The organism is Streptomyces sp. NPDC002564, from assembly GCF_042889645.1.
Lineage (GTDB): Bacteria > Actinomycetota > Actinomycetes > Streptomycetales > Streptomycetaceae > Streptomyces.
In genome coordinates, this window is the sequence record NZ_JBIARE010000002.1 from 923,860 (window position 1) to 949,597 (window position 25,738).

The following is a 25,738-nucleotide window of genomic DNA, read 5'->3' on the forward strand; positions in this document are numbered from 1 at the left end:
GTGACAGGGAGACGCGTCGGGGCGCGGCAGGCCGGGGCCGCCTCGCGCGTCAGGGCGTACCAGGGCGCGTCAGGCGGCGAGGTGCCGCGGCCGTCCGGCGGGAACCACACGCTCGGAACGGCGGGACGAGCGACTGGGAGGGTCGCCGTACAGCACAACGACCACCTCCTCACATCCTCGGGCGGCGCACTCCCGGCGCCGGCCCCTCCACCCTGGTGCCCGGCCCCTGAAGGCAACCTGAGCGAGCTGAACGACCCTTCAGGACCGGGTCCCGTCCACCGGCTCCTCAGGAACGGCTCAGCAACGGCACCGTAGAGTGGGCAGTCCGCATCGTATTGACGAGATATGTGACATTTGTGCCGTGAAGATCCTGGTCATCGAAGACGAGCAAGCACTCGCCGACACCCTGCGCCGGGCCATCTCCTCGGACGGCCACTGGGTGGACGTCGCCCATGACGGGCACACGGGGCTCGAGCTCGCGCTGACCGGCGGCTACGACGTGATCGTGCTGGATCTGATGCTGCCCGGCCTCAGCGGGCTCGAGGTCTGCCGTCGGCTGCGGGCCCTGGACGAGCACGCCCTCGTCCTCATCCTCACCGCCAAGGACAGCGAGTACGACGAGGCCGACGGGCTCGACGCGGGCGCGGACGACTACCTCACCAAGCCGTTCTCGCTCGTCGTGCTGCTCGCCCGGCTGCGCGCGCTCGGCCGCCGGGCCGGCCGGGAGCGCCCCGCGACGCTGCAGGTCGGCGACCTCACGCTGGACGTCGTCGCCCGGCTGTGCAAGCGCGGCGAGCAGACCGTCGAGCTCACCGCGCGGGAGGGCGAGGTGCTCGGCTGCCTCCTGGCGGCGGAGGGCGGCACGGTCTCCAAGCAGGACATCCTCGACGAGGTCTGGGACTCGCCGACCGACCTCGACCCCAACATCGTCGAGGTGTACGTCAGCTCCCTGCGCAAGAAGATCGACGCGCCGTTCGGCCGCCACACGATCCGCACGGTGCGCGGCATCGGCTACCGACTGGCTCCCGATGCCCCCTGAGCCCCCGACGGACCCGCCCGGGCGCCACAACGAACCGACGGACCCACCCGAGGGCCACAACGAACCGACGGGCCCGCCCGAGGGCCACCGCAGACCGGCCGACTCGACCGGACCGGAAGCCAGTCCGGCCGACGTGGCCGGGCCGGGAGTCAGTCCGGCCGACGTAACCGGGCCGGGAGTCAGTCCGGCCGACGTGAACGGGCCAGCAGACAGCCCCGCCGACTCGGCAGCGCACCCCGCACCCCCGACCACCCCCACCCACCCCCGAAAGGCCCCCCGCTTCCCCCGCCGGTTCCGCCCGCGCCTGCCCCGGACCCTGCGTGCCCGTGCCACCGCCGCGGCCGTCCTCACCATGATCCTGGCGCTGTCCCTCGGCGGCGGGTGGCTGTACGCCACCCTGCGCGGCAACCTCATCGAGAACACCTCCGCCCGCACCGAGCTCGCCGCCCGGCAGGCCGCCGCCGACATCGCCGCCCGGCCGGGCCCCCCGCACGGCGACATGCCGGAGCCGGACGGCGGCGTCGACGCCGTGCTCGTCCTGGACGACCGGGGCCGCGCCCTGGCCAGCACCGCCCCGCACCCCGCCGCCCGCGCCAGCGTCCTCGCCGCCTTCCGCCCCGGCCCGGGGGAGGACTCCGCGGTACGCGACTTCGACGCCTCGCCCGCGCTGGCCAGCCACACCAGCGTCGTCGCCGTCGTCCGCACCCCCTCGCCGGACGGCGACCGCTACGTCTACGCGCTGACCGTGCTCAACGCCGTGGCCGACGCCGAACGCGCCCTCGGCGTCACCGTCCTCGTCGGCGGCCCGCTCGTCGTCCTGCTCACCGGACTCATCGCCTGGTCGGTGACCGGCGCCGCGCTGCGCCCCGTCGAGGCCATCCGCAAGGAGCTCGCGTCCGTCACCGCGGACCGGCTCGGCCGCCGCGTGCCCGCCCCCGACGCCCAGGACGAGATCACCCGCCTCGCCGAGACCGTCAACGACACCCTGGAACGCCTGGAGCACTCGGTCACCCGGCAGCGGCAGTTCGTCGCCGACGCCTCGCACGAGCTGCGCAACCCCATCGCCGCCGCCCGCGCCGAACTCGAACTGGCCCTCCTCAAGAAGCCGGAGCCCGAAGCGGCTGCCTCCCTCGGCCAGGCACTCGACAGCACGGTCCGGCTGGAACGCATCGCCGCCGACCTGCTGCTCCTGGCCCGTCTCGACGCGCAGCAGCCGCCGGCCGTCGAGCTCGTCGACCTGTCGCTGCTGGCGGCGGAGCAGATCGCCCGACGGCGGTCGGCCCCGGTGCCGCTCGTCCTGGACGCGGCCGACGACCCCGTCCTCGTACGGGCCGACCCCGGTCAGCTGGAGCGGCTGCTCGCGAACCTGCTCGACAACGCCCAACGGTTCGCGGACTCCGAGGTCCGCGTCACCACGGCGGTCGACCCGGCGACCGGCACCGCACGCCTCGACGTCACCGACGACGGACCCGGCATTCCGCGGGAGTCGGCCGAGGAGGTCTTCGAGCGGTTCGCGCGGCTGGACGCGGACCGCAACCGCGCCAGCGGAGGCACCGGACTCGGCCTCGCCATCGCACGGGAGATCGCCCGCGCCCACGGCGGGACCCTGGGGGTGGCACCGGGCGAGCGGGGCGCACGGCTCGTCCTGCGGCTGCCCACGGCGGGCCCCCTTTCCTGAGGACCCCGGCGGTTTCCTGAAGAGCCCTTCCGGCTCCTCAGGATCCGCTCAGGAAGGGGCGGCCAGGATCGTCCCCATGTCCCAGCACCGAGCCGTCAGCCCCCGCTCACGACGACATGGCCCGCGCCGCAGGCACTCGCGCGGCGTCTCCCGAAGGGCCCGGCTCGGCCGCACGCTGCTGATCCTCACCGGCGTCCTGGTGCTCTGCGGCGGCGCCACGGCCTGGTACCTGTACCGCGAGATCGACAGCATCGGATCCTCGTCCGCCCTCGGCGCGGACGCCCCCAAGTCGACGGACGGCTCGACGAACATCCTGCTCATGGGCCTCGACACGCGCAAGGACCAGAACGGCGACGACCTCCCGGCGGACGTCCTGAAGAAGCTGCACGCCGGCAGCTCCGACATCGGCGGGTACAACGCCAACACCCTGATCCTCCTGCACGTCCCGGCCGACGGCGGGAAGGCCAAGGGCTTCTCCATCCCGCGCGACGACCTCGTCGACATACCGGGCTTCGGCAAGGACAAGATCAAGAAGGCGTACGGTCTCGCGAAGGCGGCCAAGGAGACCAAGCTGCGCGACGCGGGCGTCACCGACGGCCACGAACTGGAGAGCGCGGGCAGGGAAGCGGGCCGCGCCGCCCAGATCCGGACGGTGCGCGACTTCCTCGGCGTCCCCATCGACCACTTCGCCGAGGTCAGCCTCGCGGGCTTCTACCACCTGGCCGACGCGCTCGACGGCGTCGAGGTCTGCCTCAACAAGCCGGTCAAGGACCGCTACTCCGGCGCCGACTTCCCGGCCGGCAAGCAGAAGCTCGACGGACAGCAGGCCCTCGCCTTCGTCCGGCAGCGGCACGGCCTGCTGCGCGGGGACCTGGACCGCACCCGCCGCCAGCAGGCCTTCCTCGCCTCGGCACTGCACGAGGCGAACAGCGTCGGCACGCTGACCAACCCCGCCCGGCTGCTGGACCTGAAGGACGTCGTGAAGGACAACGTCGTCCTCGACAAGGGCTGGGGCGTCTTCTCGTTCGTTCAGCAGGCCAAGAACCTCACCGGCGGCAACGTCGAGTTCACCACCCTGCCCGTGGAGAGCTTCGCCAAGCACCACGGCGAGGACGTCAACATCGTCGACCGCGACCTGGTGCGCCGCCGTGTCCAGGAACAGACCGGACAGGGCACGTACGGCAAGGACGCCCAGAAGAAGAACGGGCACCCGTCGGGCGGCGCGTCCGACCACAAGGGCGCCACGTCCGGCGACGCGTCCGGCGACAAGAAGGACGAGAAGTCCGACGACACCTCCGACAAGGTCTCCGGAGGAGGCATCCCGTGCGTGGACTGACCCTCCGTCGCCCGCCCGGCGACACACCGCACGCCCAGGCCCTGCACGCCCGGCGCACCGAGGCCCTGCTGCTCGGCCTCGCCCTGCTCATCGTCGTCTACGGGTACGCCTCCGCCGGACTGGCGATGACCGGTGACCTCCCCACCCACCTGACCGGCTTCGGCCTGTCGCAGCTCTGCCTCGCCGCCGCCGCCCACCTCGCGGTCCGCAGGTTCGCCCCGCACGCCGACCCGCTCATCCTCCCGATCGCCTTCCTGCTGACCGGTCTCGGCCTCGTCCTCATCCAGCGCCTGGACCCGTCCTACGCCGCCCGCTACGGCTCGGCCCCCGCGAGCGGCGGCCAGCTCGTCTGGACCGTCCTCGCGGTGGCCGCGACCATCGTCGTGCTGTGGGCCCTGCGGGACTACCGGCAGTTGCAGCGCTACCTGTACGTCACGATGGCCGTGTCGATGGTCCTGCTCATGGCACCCGCGTTCTTCCCGGGAGACACCTACGGCGCCAAGCGCTGGGTCCACCTCGGCCCGCTCTCCTTCCAGCCCGGCGAGTTCGCGAAGATCACCATCGTGGTGTTCTTCGCCGGATTCCTGGTGCTCCACCGGGACGGCCTGTCCTGCACCGGGCGCCGCTGGCTCGGCATGACCCTGCCGTACGGGCGGCAGATCGGCCCGATCGCCGCGGTGTGGCTGCTGAGCCTGCTGGTCCTGGTCTTCGAACGCGACCTCGGGACGTCACTGCTCTTCTTCGGTGTCTTCGTCGCCCTGCTCTACATCGCCACCGAACGCACCAACTGGGTGGCCTGCGGCATCGCCATGACCTTGGTGGGCGCGGTCGCCGTCGGCGCCACGGAGTCCCATGTGCGGGGCCGGATCCTCGCCTGGCTGCACCCGTTCGACATCTACCTGCCGGCCGACCAGCGCCCGGCGGGCCTGGTGTCGGGCCAGGCCGCCGAGGCGCTGTTCAGCTTCGGCAGCGGCGGCGTCACGGGCAGCGGCCTGGGCCAGGGCCACCCGGAGCTCATCGGGTTCGCCGGGCGCAGCGACTTCATCATCACCACCGTCGGCGAAGAGCTCGGCCTCGCGGGGGTGATGGCGGTGCTCATGCTCTACACCCTGCTCGTCGCACGGGGCTTCCGGACGGCCGTCACCTGCGGCAACCCGTTCGGAAAGCTGCTCGCGGCGGGCCTGTCCGTGGTGCTCGCCTTCCAGGTGTTCATCATCGTGGCGGGAGTGACCGGCCTGCTGCCCTTCACCGGCAAGGCGCTGCCGTTCCTCGCGCAGGGCGGCTCGTCCATGGTCGCCAACTGGCTTCTGATCGCCGTCCTCGTGGCCATCAGCCACCAGGCGCGCCGCGACCTCCACCTGAACGCCGACCGGCCGGACACGACCGGCGCCGCCGAGCAGCCCCCGCCCGCCCAGGCGGCCCGGGGCCAGCACCGCCTGGTGCCGGCGGGCCAGGGCGCACCGGCCGACGGCTGACGCCGGCCTGTGCGCACGTACGCCGGGCCCGGACCCGCTCCCCGGCGGACCCGGACCCGGCGTCGCCGCCCTCACGGCCCGCCTTCACCGCCCTACGAACCCGAGCGCTCCACCCGGACGTCGGCCGCACGCACATAGCCGATCCGGTGGCCGTACTGGATCACGTAGTACATGTCCTTGCCGCGCACCACCTTGTGCGGCGCGGTGTCGAACGTCGGCGCGTAGAAGTACTCGCCCGGCACCTTGTCGCCGACCACGTACTTCTGCCCCGGGAGGATCTTGTACGGCAGCGGCGAGACCGCCTGCACCGGCACCCCCTCGGGGTAGGCCTCCTTCTCCGGGTACGCGCGCCCGTACACCGGCACCTCGGTCGCGCCGGCCTTCGGCGTCACCACGAGACCCTTGGCCGCGACGGCGGTGGGCTGCTTCCCGGGGTTCTTGAACCAGGCCTTCTGGCCGAGGTACCAGACGGCCGTCCAGTCGCCCTTGCGGTCGGCGACCGCGTACTGCTGACCGGTGGAGAGCCGCGCGCCCGTGTCGTTCACGTCGATCGTGGAGTCCTGGCCGCCGGGCCGCTTGCCGATGTCCTTGATCAGCGGCGCGTCGTCGCGCGGCTCGGTGTGCACGCGCACCGCGGCCGAGCCGTGCGGCACGCACGTCTCGCCCGGCTTGACGCAACCGGTGTACTCGGGGCGGTTCTTGGCGTACTCCGGCGCCACCGTGACCAGGCCGCCGCCCTTGCCCGCCGTGCGCTTGAACGGCTTGCCGAGCAGCGTGAAGTAGTGCTGCCAGTCCCAGTACGGGCCCGGGTCCGTGTGCATCCCCGAGATCGTCGACGCCAGCGTGCCCTGCACGTTGTCGTGGCCGAGGATGTGCTGGCGGTCCAGCGGGATGTCGTACTTCTTGGCGAGGTACTTCACCAGGCGGGCCGACGTGCGGTACATCGCCTCCGTGTACCAGGTGTCGGGCGCGGTCAGGAAGCCCTCGTGCTCCAGGCCGATCGACTTGGAGTTCACGTACCAGTTGCCCGCGTGCCAGGCGACGTCCTTCGCCTTCACATGCTGCGCGATGTGGCCGTCGGTGGAGCGCAGCGTGTACTGCCACGACACGTAGGTCGGGTCCTGCACCAGGTTCAGGACGCCCTCCCACCTGCCCTCGGTGTCGTGGATGACGATCGAGTCGATGCGCTGGCTCTTGGGCCGGTCCGCCAGGTCGTGGTTGCCGTAGTCGGGATTGCCGTTGGGGTCCTTGAACTCCTCGTACGGCGCGGGGATCCACTCGCACGAGACGGTCCTGGGGCACTCCGTCTCGCCCTTGGGCGCCTTGCGCAGCCCCGCGCGCTTCAACTGCGCCGCGTCGGGCCGCAGACCCGGCTCCGGCCTGAGCGTCACGTCCTGGCCGGCGTCCGTGGTGCGCCGCTCGCCGTCGCGGATCACGGCGAACACGTCGTTGGCGTACGTGGCGGCGGTGGCCTCGTCGTCGGCCCCGGAGAACCGGGCGACGGCGCCGTACCAGTCGGCGGGGTCGCCGCTCAGCGGCTTGCCGAGCGCCCGCTGGGCCGCGGCGAGCAGGGCGGCGCCGCCCTCGACGTTCGCGGCGGGATCGGTGCGCAGCTCCGCGGCGGGCCTGCCGGTCAGTTCGGCCGCGCGGGGCAACGTCCTGAGCCGGGCGGGGAGTCGGGACTCCTCGGGAATCGCGGTCTTGGGCGCCAGCGCCCGACGGGAACCGTCGCCGCGCGGGTCCTCCGTGCCCTCGCTGTGGTGCGGGGCGGAGGCCAGGGCGGCGCGCGCGTCGGTGAGGTGCATGGGGCCGAAGCCTCCGGTGACGCTGGCCGCGCCGCCGTGCGCGTCCCAGCGGGACTGCAGGTAGGAGACGCCGAGCAGCACGCTCTGCGGCACGCGGTACTCGGCGGAGGCGGCCGCGAAGGCCCCCTGCAACCGGTCCGCGGAAGCGGGTCGGGGAGCGCCTGACGACGGAGCCGCGCCGAGCAGAGGGACGAGCAGGCCGGCCGACGCGAGGGCGCCCGCCGTCCTGATGGTGCGTCTGCGCGCGGACGGCGTACGGGCGGTGTCGGATCCTCGCAATGCAGCCTCCTGGAAATCCTGGGCCGGTGAAGCGTGACGGGGCGTGCGGGGCCGGGCGTGGGTCAGTGGTATCGGCTCTCCGACGATCCGTCAATCATGCCCAGGGCAAGGAATTTCCCATGTCAGCGCGGGTTCCGGCGGGTCAGTGGCCGGTTTTCGCGGGGGGCGGCCCCACCGCCTGCGGCGCGTCAGTGGAGTGGACCAATGAGCGACGCGGAGATCCACCTGTTCGGGGGATCCGGGGAAGGGGCCGCCGACCTGCCGGAGTCAGTCCAGGACGGCGGTGGCCTCCACCTCGACGAGGTGGGCGGGCACGTCCAGCGCCGCCACGCCGATGAGGGTCCCCGGCGGCACCGGGGTGACGCCGAGCTTCGCGGCGGCCCGGGCCACGCCCTCCAGGAACAGCGGCATCTTGTCGGGCGTCCAGTCGACGACGTAGACGGTCAGCTTCGCCACGTCGTCGAACGAGCCGCCCACGCCGGCCAGGGCGGTGCCGACGTTGAGGTAGCACTGCTCGACCTGCGCGGCGAGGTCGCCCTCGCCGACCGTGACCCCGTCGGCGTCCCAGGCGACCTGCCCGGCGACGTACACCAGCCTCGAACCCGAGGCGACGGACACCTGCCGGTAGACGTCGACCTCCACGAGTCCTTCGGGGTTGACCAGAGTGACGGCCATGCTGTTCGCCTCCTTGGAGCGGAGCCCGTCGCCGGGCTCCTTGCCACCGCGCCGACGCATCCTCGGCCGTGGTCTCTTGTGGTTACTCGGGAACCGTAAGAGAGTGAGAGCTGACCTGGAAGAACGCACTTTTCGGTGACTAAGGAACCTGATGGTGACCCAGCAGCTCAACGGCTTGCCCGACCGCTCGGACGACGGCTCGCTCCACAGCTCGCCCGACGACGCGGACCTCACGCGTGCGGACTCCCTGGCGCGCGAGATCTTCTCCGACGTCGCCAACAAGTGGGCGTTCCTCATCATCGAGGCCCTGGGGGAGGGGACCCTGCGCTTCAGCGAGGTGCGCGGCGCGGTGGAGGGCATCAGCCACAAGATGCTCACCCAGAACCTGCGCATGCTGGAGCGCAACGGCCTGGTCGAACGCACCGTGCACCCCACCGTGCCGCCCCGGGTCGACTACACCCTCACCGCACCGGGCCGGGGCCTGCGGGAGACCGTCGACGGCATGTGCGCCTGGACGAAGCGGCACCTGGGACACATCGAGGCCTCCCGGCACCGCTTCGACACCTGACCGGTCGGGCCGGTACGCGGCACGCTGCCCCTAGTGCGATGCCCGGGACGGCCCCACCTCCAGCCGCGGCCAGTCCGCCAGATCCCGCGACAACTGGCGGTCGTGCGTCGCGACCACGACCGCGGTACTCGTGGTGCGGAGTGCCGCGGTCAACTCCTCGACCAACGTCGACGACAAGTGGTTGGTGGGCTCGTCCAGCAGGAGCAGACTTGGGCGCCCGGACAGCGCGAGCGCCAGATCGAGCCGGCGTCGCTGGCCCTGCGACATGCGGCCGACCGGGGTGCGCAACGCCTCGCCGTCCAGCAGGCCGAGCGCCCCGAGCGGCACCGCGTCCGCCTCGCGCAGCACCCCGCGCGACACCAGCAGGCCCACGTGCCGCGCATGCACCTGGCGGGCCGTCAGTTCCGGGTCCTGCTCGGCGGTCTCCTGGGACACCCGGACGATCCGCGCCCCCGCCGCCGCCCGCACCCACCCGCGCGTGGGCTCGACCGCACCGGCCAGCACCGCGAGCAGTGTGGACTTCCCGGCTCCGTTCGGCCCCGTCACCAGCAGGCGGTCCCCGCCGTCCAGGGTGAGCCCGACCGGCCCGGCCAGCCGCCCGTCGACCGCGACCCCCTGCGCCCGCAGCTGCGGCGCGCCCCGCCGGACCCCCGGGTCCGGCCACCGCAGGGCCGGCGGCGGCTCCGGTACGTCGATCCGGTGCGCCTCCAGCGCGTCCTGCTGCCGCTTCACGGCCTGGACGACACCCGGCGCGCGGGACTGGCGCCGGTGCTTTCCGGTGCCCTTGTCCGGCCGCCAGCCGGTGGAGAGCCGGTCGCGGGCCCGGGATGCCGCCTCCTCCAGCCGCCGGTGCTCGGCCCGTTGCTCCTCGTGGTCCTGCTCCCACCTCTCGTACGTGCGGAGCCGGGCCTCCTGCCAGGCGTCGTAGCCGCCCGCGTACAGGCGGGTGCGTCCGTCGCGGGTCGGGTCGAGATCCAGGTAGCGGTCCGCGACGTCGCGCAGCAGGGTCCGGTCGTGGCTGACCACGGCCAGGGCGCCGTCGTGCTCGCGCAGTCTGCGGGTCAGGAAGTCGAGGCCGCCCGCGTCGAGATGGTTCGTCGGCTCGTCGAGCAGCAGGATGTCGTGGTGGGCGCCGAGCAGGCACGCCAGCCTGATCCGGTAACGCTGCCCGACCGACAGGGTCGACAGCGGCCGGGCACGGTCGGTGCAGGCATCGAGGGCGGCCAGGGCGACGTCGACGCGGCGCTCGGCGTCCCAGGCGTCCAGCCTCGTCGCGGTGTCGAGCGCGACGGCGTAGCGGTCGTCGGCGCCGGGGGCGCCCCCGGCCAGGGCGAGCGTCGCCTCGTCCAGCGCCGCGAGGGCGGCCAGGGAGGCGGCCAGGGCCTCGGACGTCAGGGTGCCGACGGTCTCGCCGTCCCGCACGGTCAACTCCTGGCGGGCCAGGCCGATGGTGCCCGCCCGGTGCACGGTGCCGTCGTCCGGGGCGACGAGCCCGGCGAGGACGTGCAGCAGCGTGGTCTTGCCGCGGCCGTTCTCGCCGACGACGGCGATCCGCGACCGGGCGGAGGCGGTGACCGAGACGGCATTCAGGACGGTCCGGGACCCGCGGGCGACGGTCACGTCCTCGGCGCGCACGTGCGCGCCGGTGCCGACCGCGCCGGGCAGGGCCGTGGCGACGGCTTCAGGGGTGGGGTTCAAGGGTGCTCCGCAGCTCGCAGTGGAGCCGGGCAGCAGAAGGAGCCGCCCGGCGGGAACCGGGACGGCGAGCGCGGATTCGTACAGGGAGAAGGCGCCGCCGTCAGCGGGCGGAGCGGACCTTCTGCGACCAGATGCCTCGTGCCATGCCGATGATGCTAACAGCGGCCCGGCGGCGTCCGCGCGGCATTTTCCGGCGGCCGACCGGCCCCTGACGACCGTCATGGCGGCATGTCGCCGGACCAGTCGAAGCGGCGCGCGTCGCCGGGCCGCGGATCGTATGTCGCCCGCCCTCCGGCACCGAACCGGCCCAGCTCCGTCGCCAGCGCGACCCCCGTGCCCAGCTCGGTCCGCGACCAGCCGGTGACGTCGAGGAGCAACCCGTCCAGCGGGCCGCCGACCAGTTCGACATAGCGCTGGCCCGGCCGTGGGCCCGGGTGTTCGTGGTCCTGGCCGTAGACCCGCCCGCGCAGCAGCTGTTCGTCGTCGCTCTCCATGCCGTCCAGCGTCCCAGCCGCCACTGACAGTGGAGTCGTCCGTCTCTCTCGCCGCCGGTACGCCGCGAAGGGCGGAGACACGGGAGGACAAAAGAGGGGAAAACAAAAGAAGGCACGGAGATCGCTCTCCCTGCCTCTCCCAAGTTATAGCCCATCGGGGGGCTTGCGGCAAGGCCCCCATGGAGGCGCAAAATCATCCGGCCACGTCCTCCACCTGCGCGAACACGGTCCGCGCAGGATGGAGGAGCGGGCCGACCCGCCCCCGGGAACGACAGCGAACGACAGCGAGGGAACGCAGTGAGCGAGCAGTACGTGGTGGACCTCGGCGAGATCGACGAGAACCGGATCGCGTCCGTCGGAGGCAAGGGCGCCCACCTGGGCGCGCTGTCCCGGATCGACGGCGTCCGCGTGCCGGCCGGTTTCTGCGTGACGACCGAGGCCTTCCATCAGGTCGTGTCCCGCACCCCGGCGGTGGGCCGTCAGCTCGACGACCTGACGCGCACCGACCCGGACGACCGCGCCGCGATCGCCGCACGCAGCGCCGGGATCCGCCGGACCATCGAGGAGATCGCGCTGCCGGACGAGCTCGTGGAGGCCATCGCCGGCGCGCTCGCCCGGCACGGCGCGGACGGGGCGTACGCGGTCCGCTCCAGCGCGACGGCGGAGGACCTGCCGACGGCCTCCTTCGCCGGGCAGCAGGACACCTATCTGAACGTCATGGGTCCCGCGGAGATCCTCCGGCACGTGAGCCGCTGCTGGGCTTCGCTGTTCACCGAGCGGGCCGTGACCTACCGCCGCCGCAACGGCATCGACGACCGCACGGTCCACATGGGCGTGGTCGTCCAGCGGATGGTCTTCCCGCACGCGTCCGGCATCCTCTTCACCGCCGACCCCGTCACCGGCAACCGCAAGGTGGCCACCGTGGACGCCGGCTTCGGCCTCGGCGAGGCACTGGTCTCCGGCCTGGTGAACCCGGACGTCTTCACGGTGCGCGACGGCGAGGTCGTCGCCGAGACCATCGCCGCCAAGCAGCTCGCCGTCCGCGCCCTGCAGACCGGCGGCACGCAGGAAGTGGCGATCGACCGGCACCGGCAGGAGGAACCGGCGCTGACGCACGCGCAGGTGCTGCGGCTCGTGGAGCTCGGGCGGCGCCTCGAAGCGCACTTCGGCCGCCCGCAGGACGTCGAGTGGTGCCTGACGGACGACGGTTTCCGGATCGTGCAGAGCCGGCCGATCACGACGCTCTTCCCGGTCCCGGAGGCGGCCGACACGGACAACCACGTGTACGTCTCGGTGGGCCACCAGCAGATGATGACCGACGCCATGAAGCCGCTGGGACTGTCCATGTGGCAGCTCACGGCCATGGCGCCCATGCGCGCGGCGGGCGGCAGGCTCTTCGTCGACGCGACCCGCGCCCTGTCCGCACCCGCGAGCCGCGCCCACCTCCTCGACCTGTCCGGCAGGTCCGACCCGCTCACCCGGGACGCACTGGAGACCCTCCTGGACCGCGACGACTTCGTGCCCTCCCGGCCCGACCCGGCGCCCGCCGCCACCCCCGCGGGGAATGGCCCCGAGGGCGGCGCGCCCGCACCGCTCGAGACCGACCCGGCCGTCGTCACCGGACTGATCGAGCGCAGCCGTGCCTCCATCGCCGCCCTGGAGCGCGACATCCGCGACCAGTCGGGCCCCGAGCTGTTCGACTTCCTGCTGGAGGCCTTCCAGGAGCACAAGCGCTGCCTCAGCGACCCGCTCAGCATCCAGGCGATCATGGCCGGCATGGAGGCCACCTGGTGGCTGAACGACCATCTGGGGGAGTGGCTCGGTGAGAAGAACGCGGCGGACACGCTCACCCTCTCCGCCCCCGACAACGTCACCTCCGAGATGGGCCTCGAACTGCTCGACGTCGCGGACGTGGTCCGCCCCCACCCGGAGGTGGTGGCGTTCCTGGGGGAGGTCAGGACCGACGACTTCCTGGACGACCTGGCCAAGGTCCCGGGCGGCACCGAGGCGCGCGAGGCCATCGAGGCCTACCTCGACCGGTACGGCATGCGCTGCGCGGGCGAGATCGACATCACCAGGCCGCGGTGGAGCGAGCGCCCCGGCACGCTCGTGCCCGCACTCCTGGACAACGTCAGGAACTTCGCGCCCGGGGAGGCCGAACGGCGCTTCGAGCAGGGGCGAAAGGAGGCCCACAAGAAGGAGCAGGACGTCCTCGCCCGCCTGCGGGACCTGCCCGACGGGGAGCGCAAGGCCGACGAGACCCGGCGGATGATCGAGCGGGTACGCACCTTCGTGGGCTACCGGGAGTACCCGAAGTACGCCATCATCTGCCGCACCTTCCTCTACAAGAAGGCACTCCTCGCGGAGGCCGAGCGCCTCGTGCGGGCGGGCGTCCTCACCGAGGCGGAGGACGTCTTCCACCTCACCTTCCAGGAGTTCCACGACGTCGCGCGCTCCCACCGGGCGGACCAGGAGCTGCTGCGCAGGCGCAAGGAGGACTTCCGTACGTTCCAGGCGCTCACGCCGCCGCGCGTGCTCACCTCGGACGGCGAGACCCTCAACGGCGCGTACCGGCGCGAGGACGCACCGGCCGGTGCCCTGATCGGGCTGCCGGTCTCCGCCGGGACCGTCGAGGGACGCGCCCGCGTCATCCTCGACATGGCGGACGCCGACCTGGCCGCGGGCGACATCCTCGTCACGACCTTCACGGACCCCAGCTGGTCGCCCTTGTTCGTCGGCATCGCGGGCCTGGTGACGGAGATCGGCGGCCTGATGACCCATGGCGCGGTCATCGCCCGGGAGTACGGACTCCCGGCCGTCGTGGGCGTGGAGGGGGCCACCCGCCTGATCCGGGACGGCCAGCGCATCCGCGTGCACGGCGCCGACGGATACGTCGAGATCCTGGGCTGAGTGGACTGAGTGGACTGAGTGGGCTGAGTGGGCTGACCCCGCGGGACCGGCGGCCGCGCCCGGCCGCCGAGAGGGCCCGCCCGTCCGAAAAACACCGGACGGGCGGGCCCGCGCCTCCTCCGCCCCGTGGCCGTGCCCCTTATCGTGCGTATGTGTCAGATGCGCAGAACGAGGAACAGCAGCCGTCGTCCACCGCCGCGGAGCGCCACGCCAGTTGGCTCGAGCTCTTCTTCGACCTGATCGTCGTGGCGGGCATCGCCCAGCTCGCTCATGTCCTGCACGGCGAGCCGTCCCTGTCCGACCTGGGACTCTTCGCCCTGCTGTACCTCTCGTTCTGGACGATCTGGATGTGCTTCACGGTCTACGGCAACGTCGCCGGCGACCGGGCGCGGACCTGGACCATGCTGCTCGGCATGCTGGGCATGGCCATCCTCGCGGCGTCGGTGGCGGGCGTGCACGAGGGCGAGCACCTGCGGGCGTTCGCGGTCACCTACGTGGTGCTGCGCTTCGTGGCGAGCGGCGCGTGGCGGCGACGCGGCGAGATGCTGGTGGACTGGCCCGTCGCGCAGTTCTCCGCGGGGGTGACGCCCTGGATCGTCTCCATCTGGGTGGACGGCCCCGCGCGCTACTGGCTGTGGGCCGCCGGTCTGGCCATCGACCTGTGGGCCACGCTCGGCATCTCCGCCCGTGACCTCCAGAGGAACATGGAGGCCCGCCGGACCGCCGTCGAGCAGCGTGCCGAGAGTCGCGGCGGTCTGAGCGAGCGGGACAGCCAGCGGATGCACGTCACCCTCGCCCACGTCGACCCGGCGCATCTGGGGGAGCGGCTCGGCCTGTTCACCATCATCGTGCTCGGCGAGAGCGTCGCCCAGCTCGTGGCGGTGGGCTCGGGCGCGGGCTGGGACCACACCCTGCGGGCGCTCGCGTTCGCGGGCTTCCTGTTGCTGGTTTCCATCTGGCGGCTCTCGCTCGTGCACGGCTACGGCGGCGTGCCCAACCTGCATGAATCCGACCTGCCGCCGCGCCTGGTGCTCCTCCTGCACTGCGTCGCCACCGGCGCCCTCACCGCCCTGGCCGCGGGCCTCGGGGCGTCCATGGAGCACCGGCACGACGGACTGCCGGACAGCGTGCGCTGGGTGCTGTGCGCGAGCTTCGCCGTGTACGTGGCGGTCGCGCTGGTCGGCGCGGTGGTCTCCCGGCGCGCGGCGCGGGGCGGCGGCACCGGGGCCGGGGGTGACGGGGCCAGGGACGGCGGGACGCACGGCGGCAGGGCCGGGGACGGCTGGGGCAGGCTCGCCGTCCACCTGCTGCCGCCCCTGCTGCTGTCCCTCGCGGTCGGCTTCTTCGGCGGCCCGCTCCATCCGCTCGCCGTGGCCTGGCTCCTGGTCGCCGCGGTGGGCTGGGGTCTGCTGGGATACGTGACGCCGCCGGCCGGCCGCAGGGGCGCCCGGGCCGCACGTACCTGACCAAACCGGTCGACAGCCCGCTTCACGGCACGCAATCATGGTGTGACAGAAGGTGAGGCCGGCGATGAACGGCCGCACCGCGAGGGGGCTCTCAGTGGAACCGTCCGAAGCAGCCATCGCCCTCGACCGCGATGTGTTCATGCGCAGCCTGATCCGTGAACTGGCCCGTGTCCTGGAGGACGTGATCGGCCTGGAGGAGGCCGCGGGCTACGTCAGTCTGGTCAGCCAGACGCTCGGCGGCGACATCAACGAGCAGTACACCAAGGCCCTGTCGGTCGACCGGCTCGACCGCGGGCAGATCGCCGCGGTGATGGTCGACCTCAAGAGACGCCTCGGCGGCGACTTCTTCGTCATCGAGGAGAACGACCGGCGCATCGTGCTCGGCAACCGCGTGTGCCCTTTCGGCGAGAAGGTCGTGGGCCGTCCCTCGATGTGCATGATGACGTCGAACATCTTCGGCACCATCGCCGCGGAGAACCTGGGATACGCCCGAGTGGAGCTGGACAAGACCATCGCCCGCTGGGACGTGGGCTGCCGCGTCGTCGTCCACCTGCGCCCGCCGTCCGAGACGCAGCAGAGCACCGGCCGTGAGTACTACGGCGAGCTTCCGTGATCCAGGACGAAGCGCTGGTCCTCTTCCGGAAGATCACCGCGCTGCTCACGGAACCGGTGCTGCTGGTCTCCGCCGACACCCGGGTGCTCGCCGCCAACCCGGCGGCGGCCAGGCTCCTGCCGGGCGTCCTGGACGACGCGTCGCTGACCGACCTCGTCTCCGAGTCGGCCGACGACGTGGCCGTGCGCATCCGGCAGTGGCTGCGCACCGGCCACCCCACCCCCGCGGGCCTCACCCTCCGCGGCTACGACGGCACCCGGGTGCGCTGCCGCTGCTTCGGCGCGCGGGCCCAGTGGCTGCCCGTGCCCACCGTGCACCTGCGCGCGGTCCGCATCGACCCCGGCGACCGCTTCCTCACCCTCAAGGACCGCGTCAGCGCACTGGAGCGTGAGCGCACGATCCGCTTCCGCGCCACCGAGAGCCGCGTCGCCCTCACCGCCTCCCTGGAGGCCGTGCAGGCCAAACTGGAGCATCTGCACGCGCTCGTCGTCGCGCTGGCCACCGCCACCACGGCCGAGACCGTCGTCCACATGGTCGCCAAACACGCACCCCCGGTCCTCGGCTGCACGGGCGCCGACCTGCTCCTCACCCCGCCCGCGCCGACCGCCGACCCGCGGTGGAACGTTCCTGTCCTGCCGGGTGTCACCCTCGTCCTCGCCGCCGACACCCCGCCCGCACCCGAGCACCTGGAATCGGTGAAGGCGCTCATCGGCGGCGCGCTCAGGAACCTGTAGGGCAGGGGCGCCGGGCGGACGCGGTCACACGAAGCGGCGTACGAACGCCAGCGCGGTGTCCGCGACCTCCTGCCACCGGCTGTCGAGGGTCAACGCATGGTCCCGCCCGTGCAGTTCGACGACCTCGGTGACGCCGGGATTGCGCTTCTGCCGTTTGTACGCACCGCTGGCGAGAGCCCAGGGAATGGCATTGTCCTCGCCGCCCGAGATGATCAGCAGCGGTCCGCGCCGCGGATTGCGGACGTCCGCCCTGACCTCGGTGCGCGGATTGAAGTTCGCGAGAGCCGCCTGCATGGGCGGTGCGCACGGCGCGGGCACCGCGTACCGCTCGTAGATCGACCGGGCCTCCTGCTCGTCGACCGCGTTGGCGTAGGCGTAGCGGAACTGCCGGAACGTCAGCGGCTTGGCGCGCTTGCGGTCGGCGGGGTTGGCGATCATCGGGATCAGGGAGCGCACGGTCGACAGGGGCATCGCGAGGACCCCGCGGAAGGGGGCCGGGTCGATCGCCACGGAAGCGGCCGACACGCCCCGCCCGGCCAGTATCTGGGTGAGCAGACCGCCGACGGAGTGCCCGATCACGACGGGCCGCTGCCGCAGCGTGCCGATGAGCCCCTCCAGATGCGCGGCGACCTGCCCCACCGTGCTGCCCGCGACGGCCTCGGGGCGCTGCCTGGCCTCGGCCACCGTCGCCGGTTCGCCGGGCCAGGTCAACGCGACCGGCGCGAACCCGGCGGCCTCGAAGTGCGGGAGCCAGTGGTCCCAACTGCTCGCCAGCATCCACAGGCCGTGCACGAACACGGCCGGCGTGCGACCGGAGGCGTTGGCCCGGTCGATCTGCTCTGCGTCGGTAGCGGACATACCCTGACGCTAAGGGCACAACGACGGGCACGGCAGGGAGAGTTGACGGTGTGGCCGATACTGCCGCCCGCGCTTCCGGATCGTGCCGTAGCGGGTGGCGTCGGCGTGGCCCGTGGGGCGGGCGGGACGCGAGGACGCCGGTGGTGCGCGGGTGTCAGCGGATCGCACCCGAGAGGACCCGGTCCACCTGGCGCGGAGACAGGGCGTGTTCGACGGCGAGGATGCCCGCGCCGACCGCCGCCGCGTTCTCCCCGGTCCGGCTCGGCTCGATGCGCAGCACATGGGTGGCCAGCGGGTGCGAACGGCGGTACACCGCCTCCCGCACGCCCGCGAGGAGCTGGTCGTGGACCGCGGCCAGCGCCCCGCCCACCACCACCGTGTCCGGGTTGAAGAAGTTCACCAGGCCCGCGAGGACCTCCCCCACCGCGCGGCCCGCCTCGCGCACCATGCGCACCGCGTCCCGGTTGCCGGACTTGACCAGACGGACGACGTCGCTGCCCGACGTCGCCTCCAGGCCGAGCCCCGACAGCCTGCGGGCGAGCGCCGCGCCGCCCGCGACCGCCTCCAGACAGCCGGTGTTGCCGCACCGGCACGGGTCGTCCCCGTCGCCGACGCGGATGTGCCCGATGTCGCCCGCGCTGCCCTGCGCGCCCCGGTGCAGCCGGCCGTCCGCGACGATGCCGCAGCCGATGCCGGTGCCCACCTTGATGTAGAGGAGATAGCGGGTCCCGGGAAACGCGCGGCGCTGCTCGGCGAGCGCCATCACGTTCACGTCGTTGTCGACCAGGGCGCGGGCGCCGAACCGGTCCGCGAAGAACTCCGGGATCGGGTAATGGTGCCAGCCCGGCATGATCGGGGGATCCACCGGGCGGCCCGTGGAGAACTCGACGGGCCCCGGCACGCCGACGCCGATCGACTGCAGTCCGCCCGCGTCGCGCCCCGACTCCGCGAGCAGGGCGTGCAGGGTGCGCTCCACATGGCCGAGGACCGCCTGCGGTCCGTCCGCGATCGAGAGCGGATCCTCGCGCAGCGCCAGCGTCTCGCCGCCGATGTCCATCAGCGCCACCCTGCAGTGCGAGGCCCCCAGATCGACGCCCGCCACGGCGTGTTCGTGGGTGCGCAGCCGCAGCCTGCGCGGCGGGCGGCCGCCGGTCGAGCCGCCGTCGGCCTCCTCCGCGAGGAAGCCGTGCGCGATGAGGGCGTCCACGCGCTGTGACACGGTCGACCGCGCGAGCCCCGTCAGACGGGCGATGTCCGCACGCGTCGCAGCGGCCCCGGTGCGCAGCAGGGCGAGCACCGCTCCGGGCGAGGACGGCACGGCTGCGGGCAGGTGCTCCGGCGCTCCAGACATGCCGCCACCCTAGGGACGACTTTTACTGCTCACAAGGCCGATGCTGTTCGACCGTCGAGCCAGGTCACCGTCACTTTTCTCGCCCACAGTGTGCTGGGGCCACTGGCGGATCAGAGTCCACGGACTGAGGCGGCGACGCGGCGCAGTTCTCCACGTCATAGTCCCGGGGAAGACGTCAGAGGCATACGAAAGTCCGCGGTGCGCCCCGGTCTCGGGCGCACCGCGGAGCTCCGCAGCCGTCAGCGGGTGCCGACCGCCGCACGGACGGCACGGCGGGCCATCTGGCAGTCGTCGTGCAGCCGCCGCAGCAGCAGCCGCTGCTCCTCACCGGACGGCACGGCACCGGGGTGGGCGGGGCCCGCGGCGGGCGCCGGGGCCGCGTCGTGCATCGAACGCTGCACGGCCGACTCGTACGTGCGGATCTCGCGGGTCAGGACCAGCATCAGGTTCACCAGGAACGCGTCGCGCGCGGCCGGACCCGCGGACTGTGCCAGCTGGCTGATCTCGCGCCGCGCCACGGGCGCGTCCCCGAGGACCGCCCACAGCGTCGCCAGGTCGTACCCCGGCAGGTACCAGCCGGCGTGCTCCCAGTCGACCAGCACCGGACCGGCGGGCGAGAGCAGGATGTTCGACAGCAGGGCGTCGCCGTGGCAGAACTGCCACATGGACTGCTGGCCGCCGCCCTGGTGCGCGACCGAGTGCGCGATGCCGTGCAGCAGCTTCTGCAGGTCACCCATGTCCCGGTCGGTCAGCAGACCCAGCTCGTGGAAACGGGAGATCTGCTTCCCGTAGTCCATCGGCCTGCCGAACATGTCGGCGGGCGGCCGCCACTGGTTGAGCCGGCAGACGGAGCCGAGGGCCGCCCGGATGTCGGCCCGCGGGGGAGCCTCGGCGGGGTGCCGGTGCAGGGCCGCCACCCGGCCCGGCATCCGCTCGATCACGAGGGTGCAGTCCTCGGGGTCGGCGGCGATGAGTCGTGGCGCCCGGACCGGCGGGCGGTGGCGGACGAACGAACGGTAGGCCGCTATCTCGTGCCTGATGCGCTCCGCCCACAGAGGCGTGGGGTCGAGCAGACACTTGGCGACGGCGGTGCTGCGCCCCGCCGTGCCGACGAGCAGGACGGTGCGGCCGCTGCGGCGGAGCACCTGCACCGGGTTGAACTCGGGACAGATGCGGTGCACCGAGGCGATCGCGGTGCGCAGTTGCGCCCCTTGGGGGCCGGACAAGTCGAGTCTCCCGCTGAGCGGTTGCGCGCCCGGCCCCGGTACGCGAGGCGTACGGCCGGCGCCGAGCGGGGCGCCGGAGGGGCGCGCCGGCTCCAGATAGGGGCCGCTCCCCGCGGAGGGGGACAGCTCCCGTCCCCGACGCACCGGAGTGCGTGGACGGAGCGGCCGGGGCGGGGCGGACACGGAGGACGATGCTGCGTACATGGGCGATACAGATCCCTTCGTGTGCCTGTGAGTTGCGTGCGCCGCCCGGCCCGGCCGCTTCGGGTGCACCCTGGGGAGTGCCGTACGGCGACCGGGTCGGGGTGGCGCATTCCTACCTGACACCCGGTGTCCCGTGGCACACCATGTGGCGCACCCTGGCGAACCCTGGCGAATAGTCGCTCAGCAACTGACAGAGGGTTACTGTCAACTCAGCCGAGAACCTGGGGGCTTGACGTGAACGGACAACCCAACACCCGCCTTTCGGACCTGTTCGGCCTGGCCGGCTGGTCCAAGGGGGAGCTCGCGAGGCTGGTCAACCGGCAGGCGGCGGCCATGGGCCACCCCCAGCTGGCGACCGACACCTCGCGGGTGCGGCGGTGGATCGACATGGGAGAGATCCCGCGCGATCCGGTGCCGCGGGTGCTGGCGGTCCTGTTCACCGAGCGTCTCGGCCGTGTCGTGACCACTGAGGATCTAGGCCTGGTCCGGCACGGGCGCGTAGGCAAAAGGCGTGGCGACGGGAGTGTGGAGCACCCCGACGGCATGCCGTGGGCGCCCGAGCGGACGGCTGCGGTCCTCACCGAATTCACGGGAATGGACCTCATGCTCAACCGACGCGGCTTGGTGGGCGCGGGCGCTGCGCTTGCCGCAGGCTCCGCACTCAGCAGCGCCATGCACGACTGGCTGCAGACCGATCCGGCTCTGCTGGCCGACGCCCCCCGTACCGACGATCCCCTGCACGCCGACCCCGCCGGGTTCGACCGCTACGAGGCCGCCCCCATCGGGTCCCAGGAGATCGAGGAACTGGAGCGCTCGGTCGAAGTGTTCCGCGCCTGGGACGCGGCCCGCGGCGGCGGGCTGCAGCGCAAGGCGGTGGTCGGCCAGCTCAACGAGGTGGGCGGCATGCTCGCCTACCGGCACCCCGACCATCTGCAGCGGCGCCTGTGGGGCGTCGCCGCCAATCTCGCCGTGCTCGCCGGCTGGATGTCCCACGACGTCGGCCTCGAGCCCACGGCGCAGAAGTACTTCGTCATCGCCGCGCACGCGGCCCGCGAGGGCGGCGACCGGCCGCGCGCGGGGGAGGCGCTGTCCCGCGCCGCGCGCCAGATGGTGCACCTCGGCAAGCCGGACGAGGCGCTGGACCTGATGAAGCTCGCCACGTCGGGCGCGGGCGAGGAGGCCCTGCCCCGCACCCGGGCGATGCTGTACACCATCGAGGCGTGGGCGCACGCCTCGATGGGCCGCGGCCAGGCGATGCGGCGCACCCTGGGCCTCGCCGAGGACCTCTTCGTGTCCGACAAGGGGGATGTGCCGCCGCCGAGCTGGATGCAGATGTTCGACGAGGCGGACCTGCACGGGATGCAGGCCCTGGCGTACCGCACCCTCGCCGATCACGAGGCGTCCGCGGCGAACGCCGCGCAGCGGCACGCGAAGGAGGCCATCGAGCTGCGTGCGAAGAACCGCGACCGTTCGCAGATCTTCGACTACATCTCGCTGGCGTCGGCCTGCTTCATCGCCGACGACCCCGAACAGGCCGACCGGTACGCGCGGTTGGCGCTGATGTCGATGCGGGCGAACTCCTCGCACCGCACCTGGGACCGGCTGCGCCAGATGTACCGGCTGACCGCGCAGTATTCCGGCTACCCGAAGATCCAGGACCTGCGCGAGGAGATCAAGCACGCGCTGCCCAAGGGCAAGGGAGCGGGAAGGACGGCGAGGGCGTAAGGCGAGGCGTAAGGGACCTCGGGCCGAACTCGGGCCGAAGGGCTTCAGATCCGCGCGACCAGCAGGCAGGCGTCGTCCTCGCGCGGGGCCTCGCCGAACGCGTCGACGACGGTCCGCAGGCACTCCTGTGCCGTGTGCGCTTCGCCGATGCGGGGTGCGAGGGAGAGCAGCAGGTTCGTCGCCGTGGCTCTGTCGCGCCGTGGCACCAGGCCGTCGGTGTGCAGGAGGACCACGTCGCCGGGCCGTAAGTGCTCGTCGGCCTGCTCGTAGGCCGCTCCGGAGGTGGCGCCTAGGAGCACGCCGCTCGGCGGCGTCAGCGCGCGGCCTGTCCCGGCGCGGAACAGCAGCGGGGCGGGGTGCTCGGCCTGGGCCCAGGTGAGCCTGCGCGTGTCCGGGTCGTAGCGGCAGCAGACGGCGCTGCCGAGGGCCGGCTGGACGGTCTGGTCGAGCAACTGGTTCAGCCAGCCCATGAGCCGGCCCGGTGGTGCGCCGGCGACGGCCATGCCGCGCAGGGCGCCGAGCAGCATCGCCATGCCGGAGGTGACGGCGACGCCGTGTCCGGTGAGGTCGCCGACGCTCAGCAGGGCGTGGCCGTCGGGCAGTTCCATGGCGTCGTACCAGTCCCCGCCGATGCGGGCGCCGGTCGAGGAAGGGAGGTACTGGGCGGCGAGGTCGAGCCGGGCCGGGCCGCCGTGCGGAAAGTGGAGTGTGTCGCGCCAGGGCGGCAGGACCGATTCCTGCAGTTCGACCGCGAGGCGGTGCTCGGTCCGGGCGATGTCGCGGTGGCGCTGCAGTGAGTCGCGGCTCTCGCTCAGCACGCGCTGGCTGCGGCGCAGCTCGCTGACGTCCCGCAGGACGGCCCACATGGAAGCGGTGGAGCCGTCGGCGGCGAGCACGGGCTCGCCCATCATGTGCACCTGGCGCACGCGCGCGTCGGTGCGCCGGACGCGGAATTCGCCGTCGATGGGCTTTCCGTCGATGAGGCAGTCCGTGACCATCGCGGTCAGCAGGGGCTGGTCGTCGGGGTGGATCAAGGAGGGGAGTTCGTCCAGGGAGAGCGGGGGAGCGGCCGGGTCGCGGCCGAGGATCTCGTAGAGCTCGCCGGACCAACTGGCCTCGTCGGTCAGCAGGTTCCACTCGGCGCTGCCGACGCGGCTGAGGAGCGAGCCGTGGCGCGGTTCCTGTGCCGCCGCCGGGTCGTCCGGGACCGCGGATTCCGCGCCCGCCCGCGGGGGGCCGTCCCGCAGTTGCGCGAGGTGGTCGTCGAGGTCGTTGAGCTGGTGGACCGCCAGGTCGCACAGGGCCCGCTGCCAGCGTCCCGTGGGGTCCGCGTGGTCGGCGACGGCGTCGCGCCGGACCGCGTCGACCTCGCCGCGCAGCCGGCGCGTCTGCGAGATCAGCGCGTCGACCGCGCCGCGCTCGGGCGGCTGGGCGGCAGCGTGGTCCGCGAAGACATGGGACGGCATGAGGTGCTCCGGTGGAGGTGCGGTGCGACCAACTTGACGGGTGGTGGACCGCTAATGACTTTCGCACAGCCGAAGGGGGCCCGTAAGGGATTTGGCAACACCCGATGCGGTGGTGCTTCTGGCATATGCCGTTGGCCAGCAGGTACGCGCATCCAAGGGTGGAAGTCTAGAGGCAGATGGTGAAGATGGCGTGGGTTCTGTCGGCGGAATATGGGGGTCCGGTGGAGGAGTGGGGGTGGGAGGTCTGATTCGTCCTCCCGTCCGCACGTTCTTCCGACGACACGGCAGCACGAACCGGCGGCTCACAGCGGGAGGGGCGCGGACTGCTCGGCTCCGGTCCGGTCCGGGGCGGTCGGGCGAGGGGCGAGCAGGAGGTCTTCGTAGGTGTGGTGGCGCCGCGTCGCGGTGCGCTGCCGCAACAGGTCGGCTGCGCGCACGTGTTCGCCGGTGTCGACGAGGGCGCGGGCGAGGGTGTCCTGGACGATCTCGCGCTCGACGCGTACGCCGCCGATGCGGTCCGTCTGCGCTCCCAGGTCGGTCAACAGCCGCACCGCGGCACGGGAGCGGCCCGCGGTGACCTCCGCGAGCGCCCGTACGACGGGTGCCAGGACGTCCCGGTAGTCGGCGCGTTCGTCGGCGGCACACCGGTCGGCCAGAAGGTGCAGGTCCTCGGTCGCCGCCTCGACGGCCAGGGCCAGGGCGAGGTTGAAGGTGTGGAAGACCTCCGCCGTCCCACCCGGAGCGGCCAGCAGCGCCCGCACCTGATCCGGATCGCTCCGGCCGGCCGGCGTCTGCCCGACCAGGAGCAGACGCCAGTTCGTCGCCGCCCGCATGCCGACGTCGGTGGCGGCCAGCGCCATGTCCGCGCGTCGGCGTGCGTCGGGGAAGTCGCCGCAGGCGACGGACTGCAGGGCGGCGTGCCAGTTCAGGTGCCGCGACTGCACCGCCCCCGGGTCCGCCCGCAGCCACCGGTCCAGGAAGTCGGCGCAGTCGGCGCCGATGCCCAGCTCGTGGGCCGCGTGCGCGTAGGCGTGCACGGCCACCCCCGAGCGGGGATGCAGCTCCAGCGCCCGCTCGGCCAGCTCGTGTGCTTCCGGCGCCCGCCCCTGCTCGGCCCTGGTCGCCGCCAGCCAGCTCGTCCACGCCCAGTCGTCCGGGCCGGCCACGGCCGCCTGCCGCTCCGTCAGTTCCTCCCCGTGCGCACGGTAGGCGGCGTCCCCGCAGGCGGTGAACGCGCCCAGCAGGAGTCCGGCCAGCTTGTCGCCGGGCCACCGGGCGAAGTGCTCCACCAGATGATCGGCCGTCATCCGGTACTGCCGATGCGTGTGGAGGAACACCCCGTAGACGAGGCTCGCCTCCTGCTCGCCCACGGCCAGCGCGTTCCGGTGCGCCGTCGCCAGCTGTTCCTTGAGCGTGGCGTCGTCCCACCGGTCACCGGTCGCCAGCGCCAGCAGGGCCCGGCCCACCCCGCAGTCGGGATCGGAGCCCACCCACTCGCGCAGCAGCGGCATGGTCCGCCCGCTCAGGGACAGCAGCGCGTCGACCGCGCGCCGTCCCGACGTCGTCTCTGCCGCTGCTCCGCCCACGTGTGGCTCCTCTATGTCCTGCACGTCATGTCCTGCACGTCCTGCCGACCGGTCGGCTCACACACTCGCCATGAACACCGCGGTGCAGACGATGCCGCTGTTCCCGCAGTGATTGCGCGGCAGGTCCAGGGGCAGGCCGACCTGGTTGCCGTTCGCCAGACCGCTGCCGGCGACCGTGGCACCGGTGCTCCGAGCGCCGCCCTGACTGGCGCAGGTGTTGCCGAACGCCGCGTTCCCCACCCCGATCACGTTCGCGTGGGCGGCACCGGCCGGGAGCAACGCCACCCCGGCCACCGCGCCCAGCACCGCCGCCCGGCCGGCCCGTCCGCCGCCGTTCCACGTCTCCACGCCCATCGCGCTCCTCCTTCGTGCGGGATCGTGTCCCGCTCCGTGCGGGACCGTGTCCCGGTGCTCCCGCAGACCGCGCCGCCCGGGTGACCCCGGGCAGCATGTCGATCAACGAAGTGGGGCGGGTTTCGACACGTACGAGAAGTGGACCGGGTTTCGACACGTACGAAGGCCGGGCGATCGTCCCGTGGTGATCGACGGGCC

General features: G+C 72.8%; 20 protein-coding genes. 10 read left to right on the top strand and 10 right to left on the bottom strand.

Annotated features, from left to right (window positions below; translation table 11 throughout):
• Nucleotides 1-361: 361 nt before the first annotated feature.
• From ACFYXE_RS10315 to ACFYXE_RS10330, 4 genes are all read left to right on the top strand, one after another.
• Nucleotides 362-1,039 (top strand): response regulator transcription factor, encoded by a 678-nt coding sequence (locus tag ACFYXE_RS10315; protein WP_361177169.1) that lies wholly within the window; start codon nucleotides 362-364, stop codon nucleotides 1,037-1,039.
• A 352-nt stretch (nucleotides 1,040-1,391) separates the two neighbouring features.
• Nucleotides 1,392-2,717 carry a sensor histidine kinase gene (locus tag ACFYXE_RS10320; RefSeq protein ID WP_389310934.1) on the top strand — a complete coding sequence of 442 codons (1,326 nt, stop codon included), beginning with the start codon at nucleotides 1,392-1,394 and terminating at the stop codon, nucleotides 2,715-2,717.
• A gap of 76 nt (nucleotides 2,718-2,793) precedes the next feature.
• Nucleotides 2,794-4,053, top strand: coding sequence for an LCP family protein (locus ACFYXE_RS10325; RefSeq protein ID WP_389310936.1), 1,260 nt, complete (start codon nucleotides 2,794-2,796; stop codon nucleotides 4,051-4,053).
• Nucleotides 4,050-5,528 (top strand): FtsW/RodA/SpoVE family cell cycle protein, encoded by a 1,479-nt coding sequence (locus ACFYXE_RS10330; RefSeq protein ID WP_389311422.1) that lies wholly within the window; start codon nucleotides 4,050-4,052, stop codon nucleotides 5,526-5,528. Before ACFYXE_RS10325 ends, ACFYXE_RS10330 begins: the two co-directional genes overlap by 4 nt.
• Before the next feature lie 92 nt (nucleotides 5,529-5,620).
• Here ACFYXE_RS10330 and ACFYXE_RS10335 read toward each other — a convergent pair whose 3' ends face one another.
• Both ACFYXE_RS10335 and ACFYXE_RS10340 read right to left on the bottom strand, forming a co-directional pair.
• On the bottom strand, nucleotides 5,621-7,612 hold the full coding sequence (locus ACFYXE_RS10335; protein ID WP_389310938.1) for an N-acetylmuramoyl-L-alanine amidase: 1,992 nt from the start codon (nucleotides 7,610-7,612) through the stop codon (nucleotides 5,621-5,623).
• 267 nt (nucleotides 7,613-7,879) lie between these two features.
• Nucleotides 7,880-8,287, bottom strand: a complete 408-nt coding sequence (locus ACFYXE_RS10340; protein WP_389310940.1) for a RidA family protein — start codon at nucleotides 8,285-8,287, stop codon at nucleotides 7,880-7,882.
• A 151-nt stretch (nucleotides 8,288-8,438) separates the two neighbouring features.
• Between ACFYXE_RS10340 and ACFYXE_RS10345 the strand changes: the two genes are divergently transcribed.
• A complete protein-coding gene (locus ACFYXE_RS10345) occupies nucleotides 8,439-8,855 on the top strand; it encodes a winged helix-turn-helix transcriptional regulator (protein ID WP_389310942.1) in 417 nt (138 codons plus the stop codon).
• A 30-nt stretch (nucleotides 8,856-8,885) separates the two neighbouring features.
• Here ACFYXE_RS10345 and ACFYXE_RS10350 read toward each other — a convergent pair whose 3' ends face one another.
• Both ACFYXE_RS10350 and ACFYXE_RS10355 read right to left on the bottom strand, forming a co-directional pair.
• Nucleotides 8,886-10,553, bottom strand: a complete 1,668-nt coding sequence (locus ACFYXE_RS10350) for an ABC-F family ATP-binding cassette domain-containing protein (protein WP_389310944.1) — start codon at nucleotides 10,551-10,553, stop codon at nucleotides 8,886-8,888.
• A gap of 218 nt (nucleotides 10,554-10,771) precedes the next feature.
• A complete protein-coding gene (locus ACFYXE_RS10355) occupies nucleotides 10,772-11,047 on the bottom strand; it encodes a hypothetical protein (protein WP_389310946.1) in 276 nt (91 codons plus the stop codon).
• A 297-nt stretch (nucleotides 11,048-11,344) separates the two neighbouring features.
• Here ACFYXE_RS10355 and rph point away from each other — a divergent pair, with 297 nt between their 5' ends.
• From rph to ACFYXE_RS10375, 4 genes are all read left to right on the top strand, one after another.
• Nucleotides 11,345-13,957 (top strand): rifamycin-inactivating phosphotransferase, encoded by a 2,613-nt coding sequence (gene rph, locus ACFYXE_RS10360; protein WP_389310948.1) that lies wholly within the window; start codon nucleotides 11,345-11,347, stop codon nucleotides 13,955-13,957.
• Between the two features lie 152 nt (nucleotides 13,958-14,109).
• Nucleotides 14,110-15,423: a low temperature requirement protein A gene (locus tag ACFYXE_RS10365; RefSeq protein ID WP_389310950.1), complete on the top strand. Its 1,314-nt coding sequence runs from the start codon at nucleotides 14,110-14,112 to the stop codon at nucleotides 15,421-15,423.
• Between the two features lie 94 nt (nucleotides 15,424-15,517).
• Nucleotides 15,518-16,036 carry a methanogen output domain 1-containing protein gene (locus tag ACFYXE_RS10370; protein WP_389310952.1) on the top strand — a complete coding sequence of 173 codons (519 nt, stop codon included), beginning with the start codon at nucleotides 15,518-15,520 and terminating at the stop codon, nucleotides 16,034-16,036.
• The gene (locus tag ACFYXE_RS10375) at nucleotides 16,033-16,770 is read left to right on the top strand and encodes a PAS domain-containing protein (RefSeq protein WP_389310954.1); all 738 of its coding nucleotides are present in this window, start codon (nucleotides 16,033-16,035) and stop codon (nucleotides 16,768-16,770) included. The genes ACFYXE_RS10370 and ACFYXE_RS10375 overlap by 4 nt, the downstream gene beginning before the upstream one ends.
• Nucleotides 16,771-16,794: 24 nt before the next feature.
• Here ACFYXE_RS10375 and ACFYXE_RS10380 read toward each other — a convergent pair whose 3' ends face one another.
• The 3 genes from ACFYXE_RS10380 to ACFYXE_RS10390 all read right to left on the bottom strand — a co-directional run bounded on the left by ACFYXE_RS10380 (nucleotide 16,795) and on the right by ACFYXE_RS10390 (nucleotide 20,409).
• On the bottom strand, nucleotides 16,795-17,628 hold the full coding sequence (locus tag ACFYXE_RS10380) for an alpha/beta hydrolase (protein ID WP_389310956.1): 834 nt from the start codon (nucleotides 17,626-17,628) through the stop codon (nucleotides 16,795-16,797).
• A 154-nt stretch (nucleotides 17,629-17,782) separates the two neighbouring features.
• Nucleotides 17,783-18,979 (bottom strand): ROK family protein, encoded by a 1,197-nt coding sequence (locus tag ACFYXE_RS10385; protein ID WP_389310958.1) that lies wholly within the window; start codon nucleotides 18,977-18,979, stop codon nucleotides 17,783-17,785.
• 239 nt (nucleotides 18,980-19,218) lie between these two features.
• Nucleotides 19,219-20,409, bottom strand: coding sequence for an aminoglycoside phosphotransferase family protein (locus ACFYXE_RS10390; RefSeq protein ID WP_361178019.1), 1,191 nt, complete (start codon nucleotides 20,407-20,409; stop codon nucleotides 19,219-19,221).
• A gap of 234 nt (nucleotides 20,410-20,643) precedes the next feature.
• On the opposite strand from ACFYXE_RS10390, the gene ACFYXE_RS10395 reads away from it, so the two are divergent.
• Complete coding sequence (locus ACFYXE_RS10395; RefSeq protein WP_389310960.1) at nucleotides 20,644-22,134, top strand: hypothetical protein; 1,491 nt, start codon at nucleotides 20,644-20,646, stop codon at nucleotides 22,132-22,134.
• 44 nt (nucleotides 22,135-22,178) lie between these two features.
• Here ACFYXE_RS10395 and ACFYXE_RS10400 read toward each other — a convergent pair whose 3' ends face one another.
• The 3 genes from ACFYXE_RS10400 to ACFYXE_RS10410 form a co-directional block, all read right to left on the bottom strand.
• The gene (locus ACFYXE_RS10400; protein WP_389310962.1) at nucleotides 22,179-23,600 is read right to left on the bottom strand and encodes a PP2C family protein-serine/threonine phosphatase; all 1,422 of its coding nucleotides are present in this window, start codon (nucleotides 23,598-23,600) and stop codon (nucleotides 22,179-22,181) included.
• 302 nt (nucleotides 23,601-23,902) lie between these two features.
• Nucleotides 23,903-25,186 (bottom strand): hypothetical protein, encoded by a 1,284-nt coding sequence (locus ACFYXE_RS10405; protein ID WP_389310964.1) that lies wholly within the window; start codon nucleotides 25,184-25,186, stop codon nucleotides 23,903-23,905.
• Nucleotides 25,187-25,243: 57 nt separating this feature from the next.
• On the bottom strand, nucleotides 25,244-25,540 hold the full coding sequence (locus tag ACFYXE_RS10410; protein ID WP_389310966.1) for a chaplin family protein: 297 nt from the start codon (nucleotides 25,538-25,540) through the stop codon (nucleotides 25,244-25,246).
• Nucleotides 25,541-25,738: the final 198 nt, after the last annotated feature.

Bases quoted from the DNA above. Each gene is read 5' to 3' on its own strand.
- ACFYXE_RS10320 (WP_389310934.1), top strand. From the start codon at position 1,392: ATGATCCTGGCGCTGTCCCTCGGCGGCGGGTGGCTGTACGCCACCCTG.
- ACFYXE_RS10325 (WP_389310936.1), top strand. From the start codon at position 2,794: ATGTCCCAGCACCGAGCCGTCAGCCCCCGCTCACGACGACATGGCCCG.
- ACFYXE_RS10340 (WP_389310940.1), bottom strand. From the start codon at position 8,287: ATGGCCGTCACTCTGGTCAACCCCGAAGGACTCGTGGAGGTCGACGTC.
- ACFYXE_RS10345 (WP_389310942.1), top strand. From the start codon at position 8,439: ATGGTGACCCAGCAGCTCAACGGCTTGCCCGACCGCTCGGACGACGGC.
- ACFYXE_RS10355 (WP_389310946.1), bottom strand. From the start codon at position 11,047: ATGGAGAGCGACGACGAACAGCTGCTGCGCGGGCGGGTCTACGGCCAG.
- ACFYXE_RS10380 (WP_389310956.1), bottom strand. From the start codon at position 17,628: ATGTCCGCTACCGACGCAGAGCAGATCGACCGGGCCAACGCCTCCGGT.
- ACFYXE_RS10385 (WP_389310958.1), bottom strand. From the start codon at position 18,979: ATGTCTGGAGCGCCGGAGCACCTGCCCGCAGCCGTGCCGTCCTCGCCC.
- ACFYXE_RS10390 (WP_361178019.1), bottom strand. From the start codon at position 20,409: ATGTACGCAGCATCGTCCTCCGTGTCCGCCCCGCCCCGGCCGCTCCGT.
- ACFYXE_RS10400 (WP_389310962.1), bottom strand. From the start codon at position 23,600: ATGCCGTCCCATGTCTTCGCGGACCACGCTGCCGCCCAGCCGCCCGAG.
- ACFYXE_RS10410 (WP_389310966.1), bottom strand. From the start codon at position 25,540: ATGGGCGTGGAGACGTGGAACGGCGGCGGACGGGCCGGCCGGGCGGCG.